Source organism: Actinacidiphila sp. bgisy167 (assembly GCF_057707665.1).
On the sequence record NZ_JBYIQP010000034.1, the window covers coordinates 45,747 to 62,624 of the forward strand.

General features: G+C 72.6%; 14 protein-coding genes and 1 riboswitch. Of the genes, 6 read left to right on the forward strand and 8 right to left on the reverse strand.

Features of this window, described 5'->3' with window-relative positions; genetic code table 11:
* Position 1 precedes the first annotated feature (1 nt).
* Positions 2-1,174 (reverse strand): Ig-like domain-containing protein, encoded by a 1,173-nt coding sequence (locus tag AC3ET4_RS15750; RefSeq protein ID WP_431949652.1) that lies wholly within the window; start codon positions 1,172-1,174, stop codon positions 2-4.
* A 414-nt stretch (positions 1,175-1,588) separates the two neighbouring features.
* Here AC3ET4_RS15750 and AC3ET4_RS15755 point away from each other — a divergent pair, with 414 nt between their 5' ends.
* Positions 1,589-3,982 (forward strand): endonuclease/exonuclease/phosphatase family protein, encoded by a 2,394-nt coding sequence (locus AC3ET4_RS15755; protein WP_431949676.1) that lies wholly within the window; start codon positions 1,589-1,591, stop codon positions 3,980-3,982.
* Between the two features lie 108 nt (positions 3,983-4,090).
* On the opposite strand, the gene AC3ET4_RS15760 is transcribed toward AC3ET4_RS15755, so the two are convergent.
* Positions 4,091-4,975, reverse strand: a complete 885-nt coding sequence (locus tag AC3ET4_RS15760) for a helix-turn-helix transcriptional regulator (RefSeq protein ID WP_431949654.1) — start codon at positions 4,973-4,975, stop codon at positions 4,091-4,093.
* A gap of 704 nt (positions 4,976-5,679) precedes the next feature.
* On the opposite strand from AC3ET4_RS15760, the gene AC3ET4_RS15765 reads away from it, so the two are divergent.
* From AC3ET4_RS15765 to AC3ET4_RS15780, 4 genes are all read left to right on the forward strand, one after another.
* Positions 5,680-6,048, forward strand: coding sequence for an effector-associated constant component EACC1 (locus tag AC3ET4_RS15765; RefSeq protein ID WP_431949656.1), 369 nt, complete (start codon positions 5,680-5,682; stop codon positions 6,046-6,048).
* 37 nt (positions 6,049-6,085) lie between these two features.
* A complete protein-coding gene (locus AC3ET4_RS15770) occupies positions 6,086-8,608 on the forward strand; it encodes a caspase, EACC1-associated type (protein WP_431949658.1) in 2,523 nt (840 codons plus the stop codon).
* A gap of 101 nt (positions 8,609-8,709) precedes the next feature.
* Positions 8,710-10,041 (forward strand): extracellular solute-binding protein, encoded by a 1,332-nt coding sequence (locus AC3ET4_RS15775; protein ID WP_431949660.1) that lies wholly within the window; start codon positions 8,710-8,712, stop codon positions 10,039-10,041.
* 217 nt (positions 10,042-10,258) lie between these two features.
* Positions 10,259-10,397, forward strand: a riboswitch (cyclic di-AMP (ydaO/yuaA leader).
* Between the two features lie 185 nt (positions 10,398-10,582).
* Positions 10,583-11,737 (forward strand): M23 family metallopeptidase, encoded by a 1,155-nt coding sequence (locus AC3ET4_RS15780; protein WP_431949678.1) that lies wholly within the window; start codon positions 10,583-10,585, stop codon positions 11,735-11,737.
* Between the two features lie 216 nt (positions 11,738-11,953).
* Here the strand turns inward: AC3ET4_RS15780 and AC3ET4_RS15785 are convergent, their stop codons facing one another.
* Both AC3ET4_RS15785 and AC3ET4_RS15790 read right to left on the reverse strand, forming a co-directional pair.
* The gene (locus AC3ET4_RS15785) at positions 11,954-12,235 is read right to left on the reverse strand and encodes a hypothetical protein (protein ID WP_431949662.1); all 282 of its coding nucleotides are present in this window, start codon (positions 12,233-12,235) and stop codon (positions 11,954-11,956) included.
* Positions 12,236-12,364: 129 nt separating this feature from the next.
* The gene (locus tag AC3ET4_RS15790; RefSeq protein ID WP_431949664.1) at positions 12,365-13,129 is read right to left on the reverse strand and encodes a DUF6227 family protein; all 765 of its coding nucleotides are present in this window, start codon (positions 13,127-13,129) and stop codon (positions 12,365-12,367) included.
* 162 nt (positions 13,130-13,291) lie between these two features.
* Here AC3ET4_RS15790 and AC3ET4_RS15795 point away from each other — a divergent pair, with 162 nt between their 5' ends.
* Entirely contained in the window at positions 13,292-14,161 is an 870-nt protein-coding gene (locus AC3ET4_RS15795; RefSeq protein WP_431949666.1) for a PfkB family carbohydrate kinase, read from the forward strand.
* Between the two features lie 17 nt (positions 14,162-14,178).
* Here AC3ET4_RS15795 and AC3ET4_RS15800 read toward each other — a convergent pair whose 3' ends face one another.
* The 4 genes from AC3ET4_RS15800 to AC3ET4_RS15815 form a co-directional block, all read right to left on the reverse strand.
* Positions 14,179-14,403: a hypothetical protein gene (locus AC3ET4_RS15800; RefSeq protein WP_431949668.1), complete on the reverse strand. Its 225-nt coding sequence runs from the start codon at positions 14,401-14,403 to the stop codon at positions 14,179-14,181.
* A gap of 146 nt (positions 14,404-14,549) precedes the next feature.
* Complete coding sequence (locus tag AC3ET4_RS15805; protein WP_431949670.1) at positions 14,550-14,777, reverse strand: hypothetical protein; 228 nt, start codon at positions 14,775-14,777, stop codon at positions 14,550-14,552.
* Between the two features lie 17 nt (positions 14,778-14,794).
* Positions 14,795-15,283, reverse strand: a complete 489-nt coding sequence (locus AC3ET4_RS15810; RefSeq protein WP_431949672.1) for a hypothetical protein — start codon at positions 15,281-15,283, stop codon at positions 14,795-14,797.
* Positions 15,284-15,435: 152 nt separating this feature from the next.
* Positions 15,436-16,878 (reverse strand): DUF3427 domain-containing protein (locus AC3ET4_RS15815; RefSeq protein WP_431949674.1); only part of this gene is annotated, 1,443 nt, incomplete at its 5' end.

Here is a 16,878-nt window from a genome sequence, read left to right on the forward strand (position 1 = left end):
GTCATCCGGCGCGCGGTAGGGGCTTGGCTTCGACCCGCACCAGGACGGTGCGGGTCGTCGCGTTCCGGCAGGAGTCGGTGATGGTGGCGGTGAACGCGTCGGTGCCGGAGAACCGCTCGCGCGGGGTGTAGGAGAAGAGGCCGTTGGCCTGCTGGACGAGGACGCCCCGCGCGGGCTCGCTGTGGCCGGTGACGGTGATCCCGTTCCCGGCGACGCCCTTGAGGACGTCGCCGGTGGCGTGGCCGTGCGGGCCGGACGTGACGCGGAGCCGGCCCGGCACGAGGATGGGGCGCGCGACGGCGTAGACGCGGTGGGCGGCGTGGTCCGAGACGTAGAGCCAGCCGTTCGGCGCGAGGGCGGTGCCCCAGGGCTGTTTCAGGGGGACGGACCCCTTGGTCCCGGCGCGCGGGGACGGGTAGAAGTGGGAGCCGTCCTCGGTGACGGCGAGGCCGTGGACGTCTTTGGTGCTGAGCTCGGCGGCGGCGGGCACGGGGGTCACCCGGCCGTCGTGGTCGATGCGCCGGACGCGCCCGTCGACGACGGCGTAGACGTTGCCGGCGCGGTCGGCGGCGAGGGCGCCGACGGTGGCGCCGGGGAAGTAGCGGACCGTGGCCTTCCCGCCGGGCGGGATCCGCCGCAGGCCGTCGGCCGCGCGGCCCGAGACGTACACGGAGCGGTCGCCGCCGACGGCGATGGCGTCGTGCCGGCCGGCATCGGTGAGCAGCGTGGTGGCGCCGCGGCCGTCGGCGCGCAGGGAGACGGCCCGGCCCTCGCCGGAGACGTAGACGGTGCCGTCCCGGCCGACCGCCAGGCCGTACGGGGCGAAGTCGATGGTGGCGAAGGTCGTGATGACGGGTGCGGAACCGGCCGTGCCCGCGGTGACGCGGCGGACGGCGCGGTTGGCGGAGTCGGCGATGTAGAGGCGGCCGGCGGCGTCGGTGGCGAGCCCGGCCGGGCCGTTCAGGGTGGCGGCGGTGGCGGCGGCGCCGTCACCGCCCCGGCCGGGCGTGCCGGTGCCGGCGTAGGGGGCCGGGGCGCATCCGGCGGCGGGAGCCATCGGGGCGGCGCTGCCGGGGGCCGCGGTGAACAGGACGGCGGCCGCCCCCAGCAGGGCGGCGGCGGTCCTGAAGAGGGCGGGCCGGTGACGGCCGGGACGTCCGGTGAGTGGGCGCACGTCGGGCTCCGCGGTGTGAGGTGGGGCAGGCCGGCTGGCACTGACCGGTGCTGACGGGACGTCATCAATGTGGCAATCCCCGCCCGTTCCGGCGCGCCGGGTGACCCATCGGTGGGTCGCCCGAACGGCGCCGCCTGCCGCGCCGCCCCGGGCGGGGGAGCCCCTGACGGCGGGGAGGCGGCGCGAGTCACAGCGCCCGCGCGACCTCCGAAGGGCGCTTCGGTGCCCGAGTCGCGGCGCGGGGAATGCCGAGATTTCACATGGACGCCCTTGTCAGGTCGATTTCTACGCGCGTAACTTGAGCCGGTCCGCCGTGCGCCGCCCGTCGTGACGGGCTGTTGGACCCGATAGGAGAGAACCCTCGTGCCGATCGCCAGACCGAGCCGACGCCGCGACCGCGCCGCGGCGCTCGCGCTGATATCGACCGGAATCGCCGCCTCCGTGGTGCTGACCGGGCTGCCCGCCGCCCATGCGACCCCCTCGGCCGAGGCGGTCGTCGCCGAGGTCTACGGCGGTGGTGGCAACTCGGGCGCGACGCTGACCAACGACTTCGTGGAGCTCGCGAACGCCGGCTCCGCCGCGTACGACCTGTCCGGCTACAGCGTGCAGTACCTGCCCGGCGCGCCGTCCGCGTCCTCCAAGTGGCAGGCGACCCCGCTCACCGGGCAGATCGCCCCCGGCGGCCGCTACCTCGTGTCGGAGTCCGCCGGCGCCGGCGGCACGACGCCCCTGCCGGCCCCCGACGCCAGCGGCTCGATCGCGATGAGCGGCACCACCGGCACCATAGCCCTGGTCTCCGGCACCACCCCGCTGACCTGCCTGACCGCGGCCGACTGCACCGCCGACCCGCGCGTGGTCGACCTCGTCGGCTTCGGCACCGCGGTCGTCCGCGAGGGCAGCGGCCCCGCCGCCGGAGCGAGCAACACCGCCTCCGTCGCCCGCGGTGCGTCCCTGGTCGACACCGACGACAACGCCGCCGACCTCACCGCGGGTGCGCCTTCCCCGGTCAACTCCGCAGGGCAGACCCCGGGCGGCGGCACCCCGGACCCGGACCCGACGCCCACCCCCGAGCCCACCGAGCCCGGCACCACCCGGATCCACGACATCCAGGGCTCGACCCGGGTCTCCCCGCTCAAGGGCCAGACCGTCACCCGGGTCCCCGGCATCGTCACCGCGGTCCGCAGCACCGGCTCCAAGGGCTTCTGGATCCAGTCCGCGGAAGCGGAGGCCGACGCGGACCCGCGCACCAGCGAGGCCGTGTTCGTCTACACCGGCTCCGCCAACCCCACCGTCGCCGTCGGCGACACGGTGCTGGTGAGCGGCAAGGTCTCCGAGTACTACCCGAGCAGCGGCAGCCAGTCGGTCACCGAGGTCACCGCCCCCGCCACCACGGTGCTCTCGTCCGGCAACGCCCTGCCCGCGCCCGTCACCCTGGACGCGTCCACCGTCCCGGCTGCGTACGCGCCCGACGCCGGCGGCGGCAGCATCGAAGGTCTGCCGCTCGAACCGGCGCGCTACGCCCTGGACTTCTACGAGGCCCACGAGGGCGAGCTGGCCCGGTTCTCCGACGCGCGCGTCATCGGCGGCACCACCCAGTACCACGAGGTCTGGGTGACGGTGAAGCCGGACGAGAACCCGACCCGCCGCGGCGGCACGGTCTACGGCGCGTACGACCGGCCCAACACCGGCCGCATCAAGGTCATGTCGATCGGCGCGGGCGCCGGCGTCCCGACCGCCGACGTCGGCGACGAGCTGGCCGGCACGACCAGCGGCCCGATCGACTACGACGGCTTCGGCGGCTACACCCTCCAGGCCACGCAGCTGGGCACGCTGGTCGCAGGCGGCCTCGAGCGCGAGGTGACCCGCAAGCAGAAGGGCGGTGAGCTCGCGGTCGCCACGTACAACGTGGAGAACCTCGACCCCAGCGACCCCGCCGAGAAGTTCGCGCGGCTCGCCGACGGCGTCGTCACCAACCTCTCCTCGCCCGACATCGTGGCACTCGAGGAGATCCAGGACGACAACGGCGCCACCGACGACGGAACGGTCACCGCCGACCAGACCCTGCGCGAGTTCACCGACGCGATCGCCGCGGCGGGCGGACCACGCTACAGCTGGCGGTCGGTCGACCCCGCGGACGGCACCGACGGCGGTGAGCCCGGCGGCAACATCCGCCAGGTCTTCCTCTTCAACCCGGACCGCGTGCAGTTCACCGACCGCCCCGGCGGCGACGCCACCACCGCGGTCAAGGCGGTGCCGACCCGCAAGGGCGTGGAGCTGTCGGTCTCCCCGGGCCGGATCAACCCCGGCAGCGAGGCGTGGCGCTCCAGCCGCAAGCCGCTGGTCGGCGAGTTCCGCTTCCACGACAAGCAGGTCTTCGTCATCGCCAACCACTTCAACTCCAAGGGCGGCGACCAGCCCCTGCACAGCGTCGACCAGCAGCCGGTGCGCGGCTCGGAGGCGCAGCGGAAGCTGCAGGCCACCGAGGTCAACTCCTTCGTGAAGTCGCTGCTCGCGGCCGACCGCAACGCCGACGTCGTGGTCCTCGGCGACCTCAACGACTACGAGTTCTCCGACACGGTGGCGACCCTCACCTCGGGCGGCGTCCTGACGGACCTGCTGACCACGCTGCCGCAGTCCGAGCGCTACACCTACGTCTACGAGGGCAACTCGCAGTCGCTGGACCACATCCTGCTCAGTCCGGCGCTGCGCCGCTTCGACTACGACGTGGTGCACATCAACGCGGAGTTCGCCGACCAGGCGAGCGACCACGACCCGCAGATCGTCCGCATCAAGCCGGACGGCCGCTGACGGCATCCGGGCCGCCGGCGGCACTTGGTACGGCGGGCGGCACCCCAGTCGAGGGCGGCACCGGCGCGACGCCGGCGCCGCCCTCGCGGCATCACCCGGGGCGGGCCGTCACCGGGGGTCCGGCTCCGGGTCGGGGAAGCCGCTGGCGGGCGCGTCGGAGCCGGTCCACGCGGCCAGCAGCTGCAGGGCCGCCTCGGAGGTGGAGCCGGGCTCGGCGGTGTGGATGCACACCAGCTGGTCGCTGTCCCCGGGGAAGACCACGTGCTCGTACGACAGGGTGAGGTCGCCCACCACGGGATGGTGGTAGAGCTTCACCCCGTGCGACTTCGGGCGCACGTTGTGGTCGGCCCACCAGGCGCGGAACTCGGAGCTCTTGATCGTCAGCTCGCCGACGAGCTCGGTCAGCCCCGGGTCGTCGGGGTGGCGCGCGGCGTCCAGCCGGAGGGCGGCGACCGTCTCGGCGGCGTGCTTGTCCCACTCCCGGTGCAGGTCCCGCGCCGCGTCGTCGAGGAACATGAAGCGGGCGAGGTTGCGGTCCCGGTGCGGCAGCGCGTCGAAGTCGGTGAGCAGTGTGCGGGCCAACCGGTTCGCGGCCAGCACGTCCGTGCGGCGGCCCAGAACGAACACGGGGGTGCGGTCGCCCAGCAGGTCCAGCACGCGATGGACCTCAGGTCGCACCCGCTGCGGGCGCTGCGGCCTGCGGCGGGGCGGGGTGCGCTGCCGTGCCAGCTCGAAGAGGTACGTGCGCTCGGCCGCGTCCAGCCGCAGGGCGCGGGCGACGGCGTCAAGCACCGCCTCGGAGACATTCAGGTGCCTGCCCTGCTCCAAACGGGTGTAGTAATCGGTGCTCACCCCGGCCAGCCGCGCCAGCTCCTCCCGCCGCAACCCCGGCACACGGCGCGGCGCACCGGTGACGGTGATGCCGGCGTCCTGCGGGCTCAGCCGGTTCCTGCGGGCCCGCAGGAAATCCCTGAGCTCGGCGTTGTGCTCCATGTGTTCCAGTATGGGCGGCCGATCATGAGGCGGCCCGGCGCGCACAAGCGCGTAGAGGCGCGTACGGGCGCGGGGGCTCGGGCCGGCGCGGCGGTCCTGAGGCCGGCCACCGGGTACGAGCGCGCAGGCGCCTGCCTGCCCGCTGCCTGCCGTGGTGCACGGATCGCGCGGGCGGCGCCCCGGCCCGGGGCACGACCGCGCCCGCTGCCTGCCGTGCGCCCCGCGCGGGTCCGGGCGGCGCCCGCCCCGCCGTCGTCGGGCGTGGGCGGTCCGGCGGCCGGCCGCCGGGTCCGTACGCGGTCCCTACCGGCGCCCGTCCACGGGCCGGTGCGGGCGGCGCGCCGCTGGAGGAGGCGGCCGCCGCCGGCTATCCGGATCTGATCGTGACCCTGGGCGGCGACGGGCGCGCGGGCGCCCGCCCGGTTTCCGCCCGCAGCGGCGAACGGACCACGGGCGGCATCCCGCCCAGGAGCGGACCGTGCCGCCCGCCTGCCGTGCCGCCGCTGCCTGCCGTGCGATCCGCGCGGGTCCGGGTGGTACGCCGCCCGTGGCCGCGGCCCCGCCGGCCTCGCCCGTGTCGACCGCGCGCGGCCTTCCGTCCGCGCCCCGCTGACCGCCCACTTCCTTCCCCGTGCACACAACTCCGTTCACGAGGAGTATGAATGACGGTGCGTCAGCGTAAGCTGGGGCCGAGGGGAGGCGTCATGGACACGTACGTGACCATTGGCTTGGCTGGCGGCAAGGACGCGGCTGAGGACCTGCGCAGGCTGGAGGTCTGGCTGCGGGCCGACGAGGAACTGGCGCCGCTGGTCGTCCGCAGGGAGCGGCCCGCTGACGAGAGCATGGGCGTCGCCTACGACCTGCTGCTGATGATCCTCCAGGAGAGTCTGCAGGTCACCGCGCTCACGCTGCTCCGCGCCGTGCGCAACCACCTGCGCAACCAGCCCGGCGACTCGCTCAGCGTCACCGTACGCGCCGGGGACGTCGAGTGCGTCCTCACCAGCCGGGACTCCCTGACCCGCGGCGAGCTGGAGGCGATGGCGGCCCGCATCCGCCAGACGCTGGAGAACTGAATCCGGAGGAAGACGGCCCTGGGGAGGTCCGGCGGGCATGCCGTACGAACCGTTCGCATCCCGGTCGCGGGCGGTCCTGATCGGGGTGTCCCAGTACGAGCACGCCCGTGACTTCTCCAACATCCCCTCCGCCAGGGCCAATGTCACGCGGCTGCGCGCCGCGCTCGTCTCCGGCGGACTCGGCCGGTTCATCCCGCGCACCGTGGAGACCCTCGCCGAGCCGCGCACCCGCGACCGCGCGCTGCGGCTGATCGCCCTCGCCGCCGCGCAGGCGCAGGACCTGCTGCTGGTCTACTTCACCGGGCACGGCTACGTGGACCTCACCTCCGGCCGGCCCGAGCTGTATCTGATGACGCGGGAGTCCACCAAGAACGGCGCCCGCCTCGACGGCATCCCCTACCGCGACCTGCTCAAGCTGCTGGCCTCCTCGCGCGCCGAGCGCGTCGTCCTCGTCCTCGACTGCTGCTACTCCGGCAACGCGGGCCTGGTGCCGCTTCCGGAACGGCCGTTCTCGCTGATCACCTCGTCGGCGGTCGGTTCGCGCATCCACAAGGGCGACGGCATCGACCCGACGCCCTTCACCGGCGCGCTGGTCCGGGTGCTGACCGAGGGCACCGACCCGTACGACCCCGTGACGGTGCAAAGCCTGGGCGTCCGGCTGCACGAACTGGCCGGCGAGTACGCCGCCGCGCTCGACGAGAGCGTGGACTACGACCCGTGGTTCCCGACCGAGCGCTCCAGCAACAGCTCCGGCGACACCGTCCTGTCCCAGGCCCGGCTCACCCCCCGCCCCGCCCGCGGTGCCCGGTGGCTGGCGCCGCTGCGCCGGCTCGCGCAGTACGCAGGTTTCTCATGGACGTGGACAGCGGGCCCTCATCAGCCGCTCTGGCACCGGGCCGTCGGGCTCGGCACCGGCCTGGCCCTGCTGGCGGGCGGCGTCACCGCCTGGACGTACGCCCACCGACCGCCACCGCTGTGCCCGGCCCCGCTGGAACTGCGGGTCCTCACCGCTCCGGAGACCCGCGCCGCGCTCAGCTCCGTGCTCGACGCCTTCCAGGACAGCGAGGCCGACGGCGCCACCGCCTCGCTCGGCGGCCGGCCCGAGGGCTGCGGCCAGATCAACACCACCGTCTACGCGGCGCCCACCGACCGGGCCGTCGCCGCCTTCCGCTCCTCCGCCGCCTGGGCCGAGCCGGAACGCGCCTGCGCGGGCGGCGCGGAGGACGGGGGCAGCACGGACGGCGGAGACGGCGAGGACCGCGAGGACTGCGCGATGCCGCTGCGGGACGTCGGGCCGCACCCGGATGTGTGGATACCGGCGGCCGGCACCGCCGTCACCCGGGTCCTCGCCGAGACCCGGCGCCCGGAGAGCGTCGTCGCCCTCGGCAGGCCGGTCACCCTCGCGCACTCCCCGGCGGTGGTCGCCACGACCACCTCGCTGGACGGAGTCGAACGCACCGGCAGCACCGTGCAGCAACTCGTCGACGCCGCCCACGCGCAGGACGTGGTAGTCCGCAGCGCCGAACCGCACTCCTCGGACGCGGCCCTGCACCAGCTGCTGCACCTGAGGCCCGGCACCCGGGTCACCACGGACGCCGTCCCCCCGGCGGACGACCGGGCACTGGCCTGCTCCGCCCGCACCTGGCTGGTCGAACGGGGCGGCACCCAGCAGGCCCTGCTGACCGCCGAGTCCACCCTGGCCGGGCTCGTCACCCCAACCCTGGAATCCCGTCCCCCCTGCCTGGGGAACCAGTCCGACCCCTACACCGCCTACTACCCCTCCGACGTGCCGCCCCTGCGCCTCACCTTCGTACCGGTGACGTGGGAGACCGGCCGGGCCGACCGCGCCGACCGCGCCGAGGCGGTGCGCCGGCTCGGCGCGTGGCTCGGCTCCCGCCCGGGGCAGCGGGCGCTCGCGGCACAGGGCTTCCGTACCGACGTCAGCGGGACGGAAGAGGCCGACGACACCCCGCTGGACAGCGCCGTCTTCGTCGCGGACCCCCGGGCGGGCGGCCGGCCGCCGACCCGCGAGGACATCGAGGACGCGCTGCGTGCCGGCGGGGAGGCCGCCGGCACCCGGCGTGACGTCCTCTTCGCCGTCGACGTCTCCAGCTCCTCCCACTCCCGCGCCAACATCCCGCTCGTGCGCTCCGTGCTGGCCCGTGCCTCCGGTTACCGCTACGGCATCGCCGCGGTGCCCGGCCGCACCCTCCTGGACATCGGGGCGCACGACGCGGCCGCGCGGGACGCCGCGATCCGCGAACTGGCCTCCGTCGAGCGCGACGCCCCCGTGGCCGCCGCCCTGCGCCAATGGTCCCGGGCCCTGGCCGATTCCCCCGGCGCCCTGATCGTCCTGATCACCGACGACGAGGACAGCGCCGGCGAGGAGCCGCCGGACACGGACGTCCCCGTCCTGGTGGTCTCCCTGGAGGCCTACGGCTGCTCGCTGCACTTCAACAAGGCGGTGACGGAGAACGGCGGCGCGTGCCTCGCGATCACGCGGGATCTGCCGAACCGGGTCGCGGAGACCATAGACCGCCTCACCACGGGAGGGTCATGACAGCCCCGGCCCCCCGCGGTGCGAGCGGCGCCCGTCCGCACCCGCACGCCACGGCGCTGCCGCGTCCCGCCGTGCCTTCGCGGAGCCGGCGGCGGAGCGTCATGGGCTTCCTGCTCATGCTGGCGGCAGGGGCGTGCATCGGCCCCACCGCGGCCCCGGCCCCGCCGCCGCGCCCCGACCCCTCCCGGCCGCTCGTCGTCGCCAGCGACGCCGACCTCACCGCCGGCGGGCGAGCCGGCGTCCGCCGCGGCCTGATCGACGAGTGGAACCGCCGCAACCCGGACCGGCCCGCCCGGCTCGTCGAGCTGCCCTCCGCCTCCGACGAGCAGCGCAGCGAGCTGATCGGCGCCTTCCAGTCCGGCAGCGCCAGCTACGACGTCGTCAATCTCGACATCAGCTGGATCCCCGAGTTCGCCGACAGCGGGCTGCTGCGTCCGCTCGACCCCGCCCTCGTCGACGGGGACTTCCTGCGCCAGGCCGCCGACGCCGGCCGCTGGAAGGGCCGCACGTACGCGGTGCCCTTCAACACCGACGTCGGCCTGCTCTACTACCGCACCGACGACCTCGCCAAGGCCGGCCGCCGCCCCGCGGACCTGTCCGGCTACGCCACGATCGGCGACCTGCTCGCCGACGTCCGCCCGCTCGGCCACGCCGCCTACACCACCCAGCTGCGCGCGTACGAGGGCCTGACCGTCAACACCCTTGAAGCCCTGTGGACCGCGGGCGTCGAACTCGTCGACGGCGACGGACGCTACACGGGCACCGAGGACGCGCTGCGCGAGGGCCTGGACGAGCTCAACCGGCTGGCCGCCGCCAACAACCTCAACCCGCAGTCCCTCGAGGCCGACGAGTCGGTCACCCTCGCCCAGTTCGCCGAGGGGCGCAGTGTGCTGATGCGCAACTGGCCCTACGCCTACAACCGGCTCGACGCCGCCCTCGCCCCCGGTGTGCGCTTCGGCGTGGCCCGGCTCCCGGGCGTCGCGGCCCTCGGCGGGCAGAGCCTGGGTGTCGCGGCGACCAGCGACCGCCCCGGCGACGCCTCGGACCTGATCCGTTTCCTGACCGGACGCAGCGCCCAAGAGGCACTGCTGCAAGCCGGCTTCGCTCCCGCACGGCGATCCGCGTACGGAGCCGGGGACGTCGACTGTGACGATCCTCACGACCCGCGCGCCTGGTTCTACGACCGCCCCACGCGCCGCGGCTCGGAGTCCTCGCCCCGGCCGACCGCCGCGACCCCCGGTTACACGACCCTGCTGTGGTGCGCGCTGCAGGCCGCCAGGGCCCGTCCGGCGACCGCGCACTACGTCACGTTCACCCGGGTCCTGCAGCGTGAAGTGCACGGAATGCTCGCCGCGCACAGCTCCGCCGACGCCTCGGCGGAGCGCCTCCACAGCCGTCTGGGGCGCGCCCTCGGCGGCCGGGGCCCGGGGTGAGCATCACTCCTCGTAAGCGCGGCACTCTCTTGCGCATAACGACTGACGTACGCTCACATTTCCCGTTGGTCACGGCGGTCGCAGCCCGATGTCCTGTTATGTCGCGTCTATCCCCATAGATTCCCGTCAGGAAGTCGCAAGAGTGGCTTGGAATTGGCGGGCGCCTCTATTAACGTTCGATAACGCAGCGCGGTCGTCCCGCCGCCGACAGGGCGGCGCCGCGCGCTTGCCGAATCCCGTCCGCGGGAACCGGGGAACCACTTCCTGGGGTGAATCGGGGGCCTTCGCGGCCCTCGTAGGAGACCTTCCTGCTCCGAACCCGTCAGCTAACCCGGTAGGCGAGAAGGAAGGAAAGGAGTGCGCCCGCGTGGCGTCGAACGAGCCTGCCCTCATACCCGGACAGCAGCAGGGTTCCGTCTCCGCGTACCCCGAGTGGGACACCGCCGAGTGGAACATCGCCGCCGGCTGGAACCCTCCGGCTGCCGAGCAGGCGCCGCCGACGAAGAACGCGATCGACGGCTGGGACACCGGCGAGTGGAACATGGCCGCCGGCTGGCTCGCCACGGCGCCCACCGAGACGACGACCCCTCAGGACACCGTCCCCGCACAGCACGACGGAGCCGGGCACGGGGCGTACGAGACATACGCCGCGACCGCCGCCGCGACCCCGGCCGCCGCCGGACCGCGGCCAGAGGACATCGAGGCCTTCGGCACCGTCCAGGCGGCCGACGTCCCCCGGAGCACCGAGGGCGCGCTCGACGAGGGCGCGCTCCACGAGGACGCGCCCGACGAGGGCCCGCAGGCCGAGCCCTGGAACCCCACGGAGGAGTCCGCCGGCCCCGTGCGCGGCCGGCACCGCGTCGCCAAGCAGCGCTCCCTGGGCCGCGGTTCCGCTGTCTTCGGGGTCGCGGCCGTGGCCGTACTGGGCGTCGGAGGGGCCGCCACCGCGGAGGGCAAGAACCCGCTCGCCGTCTCCCTGCCCCACCTGCCCGACGCGTCCCGACTGCCCGGCGTGGGCGCGCTCGTCGGCGACGACAGCGCCGCCGAAGCCGAGCCCGTCGTCGCCGAGGCCCTGACCCCGGACGCGGGCGAGGTGCTGCGCAGCCGCATCCTCGACCAGGCCCAGCAGCAGCGGCAGGCCGCCGATCGGGCCGCCAGGACCGCCGCGCTGCAGGAGGCCACGGCGAAGGCCGCCAAGTCCGCCGCGGAGGAGCGGGTCCGCGCCGAAGCGGCCGCCAAGAAGAAGGCCGCGGCGGAGGCGGCGAAGAAGCTGGAGGCCCAGCGCCTCGCCGAGCTCGCCAGGAGCTTCGTGCTCCCGGTCGCCTCGTACTCGCTGACCGCCGGCTTCGGCGAGTCCAGCTCGCTGTGGGCCCACACCCACACAGGCCAGGACTTCGCCGCCCCCACCGGCACCCCCGTCAAGGCCGTGCACGGCGGCACCATCACCGCGGCCGGCTGGGCCGGCTCGTACGGCTACCGCATCATCCTGACCCTCGACGACGGCACCGAGCTCTGGTACTGCCACCTCTCCTCGATGATCGTCACCTCCGGCAAGGTCAACACCGGTGACACCATCGGCCGCGTCGGCGCCACGGGCAATGTCACCGGCCCCCACCTGCACTTCGAGGTGCGCCCCGGCGGCGGCGAACCGATCGGCCCGATGGGCTGGCTGCGCGGCAAGGGCCTCACGGTCTGAGGCGAGCGGCCGGTACGGGACGACGCGCGAGCAACGCCCACCGGACCCACCCCAGTACCGACCGCGCTGCGGACGGCGTTCACCGGCCGTCGACCGTGAACGACCGCACGAACTCCGGCGGCCCTGGCGACACCCCCCGCCACCCAGGGCCGCCGGTCCGCATCCGCCTCCCGACTCCCGCGAGCGCCGGGCGTCAGCGCCAGGCGCTGCGGGACGCTAGGGCACGACGAAGTTGTAGAGCTCCGAGATCCTCGGCGGCCCGCTCGGCTCCGGGAAGCCCGACTCCTTGGCGGCCGGCAGCATGATCTCCATGAAGGACTCGAGCGCCTGAGTGGACTGCCAGACGTTCACCAGCCGCAGGCCCTCGTTGGTGACCACGGCGGCGTGGGCGAGCAGACCCGAGGGCGGATGCTCGGGCCCGAACCCCGCGCGGTGGTTCGCTTCCTCGTACTGCAGGGCCGTCACACCGGGAAACTCGACCTCCGTCAGGACCGGCATGGGAACCTCCCGCCTCCCGCCGACACGCCTACCGCCCAATCTCCTCTCGACGCACCCCGCCCGCAATCCGGAACGCGGCCGGGGACCGGCGGGAACGAGGCCGGCGACGGGGCCGGAGCGGTAACGCGGTCAGAGCGCCTCCAGCCGTAGGTCCGCGGAGTCGCAGGCCGCCGTCTCGTCGGCGTACACCTCGCACATCGGCCGCCCGTCGGGTGTCATCGTGTGCTCGACCTCCCACAGGCTGATCTCCTCCCCGGTCGCCAGCAGGAAGGCGTGCTCGTACAGCGTCCAGCCGGCGACCCGGCCGGTGCCGATCCTGGTGTGCCGACCGGTGATGTACGCGATGTCGTGGCCCACCGCGGAGCCCAGCCGGCTGCGCAGTTCCTCGCCGGGCGCGTCCGGGTTCTCGGCCCGCCGCAGAACCCGCCACGCGTGCTCGGCCGAGTGGTTCTCCGTGTACTGCCGGTGCCCGGGCGCCAGGTCCATCGCCTGCTGAGGCGGCCGCGCCGGCCAGCCCTCCGTCTCCGCCCCCATCTCCCGCGGGGCGGGCTCACCGAAGCGCGCGTCGATCATGTGCTGGGCGACGGCCAGAGCGTCCGGGTCCGAGTACACCTCGTACACCGGTTCGTCGCCGCCGGGGCCGGTGTTGTGCTCGATCTCCCACAGCAGCTGCGTGCTGCCGTCGGCCAGCAGGAACGTGTGCCGCAACGTCCTGCGGCTTAGCCTGCGCGGAGGCCCCTTGCGCTGGCGGAAGGACGCCAGCTCCGTACAGCCCATCAGCGCGGTTGCCAGCCGTTCCATGACGCGGTCGTCGATGTCGAAGGCGTTCTGCGCCCTGGCCAGCACCACCTCGACGTCCGCCGGACCCGCCCCACCTGGTCGCGCGTTCCCCATGCGGTCCTCCTGCTCACGGCATTCCCCGCGCACCACTGCGAGCACACAGCGTAGTGGCGCGGACGCGCTCCGCGTCAGAAGTCCTGGAAAAAAGGTGCACGCCCGCCCGTAGGAGGCGCGTAACGCGCGAAAACGCACGTGTCAGGCTGCCACTATGCGCCCATGCGCGCACTCTTCGTAGGCCTCTGCACCCTCGATGTCATCACGCTCGTCGACCATGTCCCGGCTCCGAACGAGAAGCTCACGGCCCGCGCCCAGACCGTCGCCGCCGGCGGCCCCGCGACAGGTGCCGCCGCCACTTTCGCCCAGCTCGGGGGCGAAGCCGTTCTGCTCACCGCCTTCGGCGGGCACCCGCTCGCCGGCGCTATCAGTGCCGATCTCGCGGCACTCGGCGTGGACGTCGTCAACCTCACCGCGGACTCCCCCGAACCCCCGCCCGTCTCCACGATTCTGGTCACCGAGTCCACCGGCGACCGGGCAGTCGCCTCCACCAACGTGTCCTCAGGAACCGCTGTGCTTCCTCCGGGAGACCTCTCCGTCCTCGTCGGCGACGCCGATGTGGTCCTGGTCGACGCCCACCATCCGGCCCTCGCCGTCCCCGCCGTCCGCCTCGCGCGCGCGGCCGGGGTCCCGACCGTCCTGGACGCGGGCAGTTGGCGCCCCACCACGCCCACCCTGCTTCCCTACGTCGACGTGGCCGTCTGCTCGGCCGACTTCCACCCCCCGGGCACCACCACTCCGGCGGAGGCCCTCGCCTTCCTCGCGGACGCCGGAGTCCGCTGGACCGCCGTCACCCGGGGGCCGTCCCCCATCCTGCGACCCGACGGGGAGATCCCCGTCCCGGCCGTCAGCCCCGTCGTCGACACACTCGGCGCGGGGGACGTCCTCCACGGCGCACTCGTCCACCACCTCGCCGCCCACGTCACGACCCGCCTCACGCCATCCGCCCTCGACGCCGCCCTCCGCGACGCCGCCACCATCGCCTCGCGCTCCTGCACCACCTTCGGCCCCCGAGCCTGGATGCGCACATGAGCCCCGCCCTGGGGCCCTCAGGACCGCCCGCGCCGCCGCCCCGCGAACAGCATGAACAGCCCGACGCTCATCCCGAGTACTGCCCACCCGACGGCGGCCTCCGACAACGACCGCTGCGTCCGATCCGGCAACAGCGACAGGCACCCGAGCACGACGAACATCGCCCCCAGGTAACTGAGCCCCGCCGTCAGCATCCACCGCACCAACCGGCCCGACCGCACGTTCGACGACTTGTTGCCCATGGGGACCCTGCCCTGTTCCTCGACGCCACGGCGACCACCGGGGCCCGCTCGACCGAGCCCTCCGCAGTGCTTCAACGGCCACCCAACGCGCCCGACACGGGTACAGCCACCATCCTGTAGCACCGAGCCGATGCCGTTTATCTGATCTACTGCTCGCGCGACCGCGTAGCCCAGAGGACGAGCGCGCTAATGGCGGTGCCGATCACAAGCACTAGCCAGCTGAGTTCGACATCGCTGAACGAGGCCTGCATGGCTTCAGGGAGCAGAGCCACACTGATAGGCACGAAGATGGCGGCGACCATACAACTTGCGACGAACGTCAGCACGCATCGAAGAATTTTGCTGCGCATTGCTGGTGGCGTGCCATTGTTCATTACCGTGCTCCGTCTTGCTACTTAATGATGTTGTGACACTGGGTCCCGCGCTTGGCTCCGGCGGCGAAGAAGTCAGCGCACGCCTTTCCGTAGTGCTTCAACGTTCGCCGCGTCGTGTCGATGCGCCCCAATGACACAAAATCTGCGCAGCTCGTGTGCACTGGTCCCTTGCTGACGAGGTAAGTGCGCCCACTGGTGTCCGAATAACGCCAATCAATGTGCCAGTTACACCAGCGGCCGCCAGCCGTGTCGCCGCCGAGCGTGTCCTGAATGGATGCCTCCTCTCGGGTGATGGTGCGTCCGGAACCCTGGATGAAGTGCCCGATGGAGGTGGTCGGCAGGCAGAGTTCGACCCCCTTGGCGTCGAAGCAGAAGCCCGTAACCTTCCCATACCCCAGAGCGGTTGCCGATGCCGGTGTCGAGAAGCTGACTACCGTGGCGACGGCCGTTGACGTCGCGAGAGCGACCTGCGACACGTAACGCGTCACTGCGTTGATTCGAACCATGGGATGCCTCCGGTGGTCTTGATGACGTGACGCACCAGGAACGCCGGTCTCCCCCGACGCGATACGTGGTGTTGCGTGGCGGTGGCACAACGTCGCTCGGGGGAGTGGTGCAGGAACCTTAAAGCATCAGTTCTGCAACAGGAGTTGGCTTGTCAGCCTGTGGCGATGGCCGAGTAGGTCCAGACATCCGCAGGGAGTCGGTGCTGGAGGCGCCAGACGATGCCCATGGGCTTGCTGCCCTTGTGGCTGACGTACTCGGCCGGGCCGAGGAGCATCCAGGGCTGGGGGCCGCCGATGTCAGTCTTCTTGTAGCGGCGGACGAAGAGCAGAACGTGGCTACCTCGTGTGCGGTGGTGCTGGTAGCGGAGCCCTGTCGGGGAGGTGTCGGACGTCTGGTTCTGGGACTCCCAGTGGAACTCGAGATCGTTGCGGGCGTAGTCGTGGTAGCGCGTCTGCGGAGAGAAGTCCTTCTCGTCCTTCTCCAGCGTGATGAAGAGCGCGTCTGTCTCTATCGACTCGCACCACTTCACACCCTCGCGGAAGTGCCCGGGCAGGAAGGCGCCGAGCTCGGACTGTCGGAGGGCCGGGAGGATCTCCTCCCGACTGTAGGAGGCGTGGATCGTCAACGGCACTTTGCTCAATGCCCCGTCGAGTGGGATGGGGACGTGGTCGGTGCGGTCCAAGCAGTGTGCGAGGACCTGGCGGAGTTCGTCTCGGACATGGGGCTGCGCGTGGAGCGCGTCGAGGCCGGTTTGGTAGGTGGGGAAATCGTTACCCAAGGGCCATAGGGAGAAGAAGAGCATCCGGGCGTAGTCCTGCCCGCGTGGGTCCAGTTCGTCGTAGGTGGGAGCGTCGTCGGCCAGTAGTCGCTGGTAGGCGGTGATCCTCACCGGGTCGTCGACATGGAGGAACGCGGGGACGCGCTTGAGGAGGGCTGATTCACCCTCGGGGTGGGTACTGGGCAGCAGCTTGGCCCGGCGCAGCAGACCCGTCCAGGAGTTGCCCCCGCGGTAGATCTCCTTGATGTCGCGGCGGCTCTCGGTGAGGTACTCCGCAAGGCTGGGGCTTGCGTACATACTGACCTCGCGGGCCAGATGGGTGACGTTGACGTTGATCTGGCTGCGGATGTTGTTGATGACGAGTTCCTTGGCCTTGCGCTCAAGGATGATCTGGCAGCCGGAGGGAAGCTGTGGGAAGTCGTGCTCGATGTTTCTGAGGAGCCTGTTGCGCGTGAAGTTGGTGAGCGCGCGAAACTGCTCCTCGAAGCGGAATTCCTTGCGGTGCTGCCCGATGAAGTCGAGAACGGTGAGGACGGCCTTGCCTTCGCTGCGGCGGAGGCCGCGCCCCAACTGCTGCAAAAACACCGTCGCGCTGGACGTGGGGCGAAGGAGCAGCAGCGTGTCAACGTCGGGGATGTCCAGTCCCTCGTTGAAGAGGTCGACGGAGAACAAGATTTGCAGGCTTCCAGCCCGCAACTGTTCAAGGGCGGCCTTTCGCTCGTCCCGCGGTGTCTCCCCTGACAGTGCCTTGGCCTTGAGACCGGCTCGGCAGAAGAAGTCCGCCATGAACTCAGCGTGGGCCACGGACACGCAGAA

What these genes read in the sequence shown, in the direction of transcription:
- AC3ET4_RS15760 (WP_431949654.1), bottom strand. Translation starts at nt 4,975, where the DNA reads ATGGAGCACAACGCCGAGCTCAGGGATTTCCTGCGGGCCCGCAGGAAC.
- AC3ET4_RS15765 (WP_431949656.1), top strand. Translation starts at nt 5,680, where the DNA reads ATGGACACGTACGTGACCATTGGCTTGGCTGGCGGCAAGGACGCGGCT.
- AC3ET4_RS15770 (WP_431949658.1), top strand. Translation starts at nt 6,086, where the DNA reads ATGCCGTACGAACCGTTCGCATCCCGGTCGCGGGCGGTCCTGATCGGG.
- AC3ET4_RS15775 (WP_431949660.1), top strand. Translation starts at nt 8,710, where the DNA reads ATGGGCTTCCTGCTCATGCTGGCGGCAGGGGCGTGCATCGGCCCCACC.
- AC3ET4_RS15780 (WP_431949678.1), top strand. Translation starts at nt 10,583, where the DNA reads ATGGCCGCCGGCTGGCTCGCCACGGCGCCCACCGAGACGACGACCCCT.
- AC3ET4_RS15785 (WP_431949662.1), bottom strand. Translation starts at nt 12,235, where the DNA reads ATGCCGGTCCTGACGGAGGTCGAGTTTCCCGGTGTGACGGCCCTGCAG.
- AC3ET4_RS15790 (WP_431949664.1), bottom strand. Translation starts at nt 13,129, where the DNA reads ATGGGGAACGCGCGACCAGGTGGGGCGGGTCCGGCGGACGTCGAGGTG.
- AC3ET4_RS15795 (WP_431949666.1), top strand. Translation starts at nt 13,292, where the DNA reads ATGCGCGCACTCTTCGTAGGCCTCTGCACCCTCGATGTCATCACGCTC.
- AC3ET4_RS15800 (WP_431949668.1), bottom strand. Translation starts at nt 14,403, where the DNA reads ATGGGCAACAAGTCGTCGAACGTGCGGTCGGGCCGGTTGGTGCGGTGG.
- AC3ET4_RS15805 (WP_431949670.1), bottom strand. Translation starts at nt 14,777, where the DNA reads ATGAACAATGGCACGCCACCAGCAATGCGCAGCAAAATTCTTCGATGC.
- AC3ET4_RS15810 (WP_431949672.1), bottom strand. Translation starts at nt 15,283, where the DNA reads ATGGTTCGAATCAACGCAGTGACGCGTTACGTGTCGCAGGTCGCTCTC.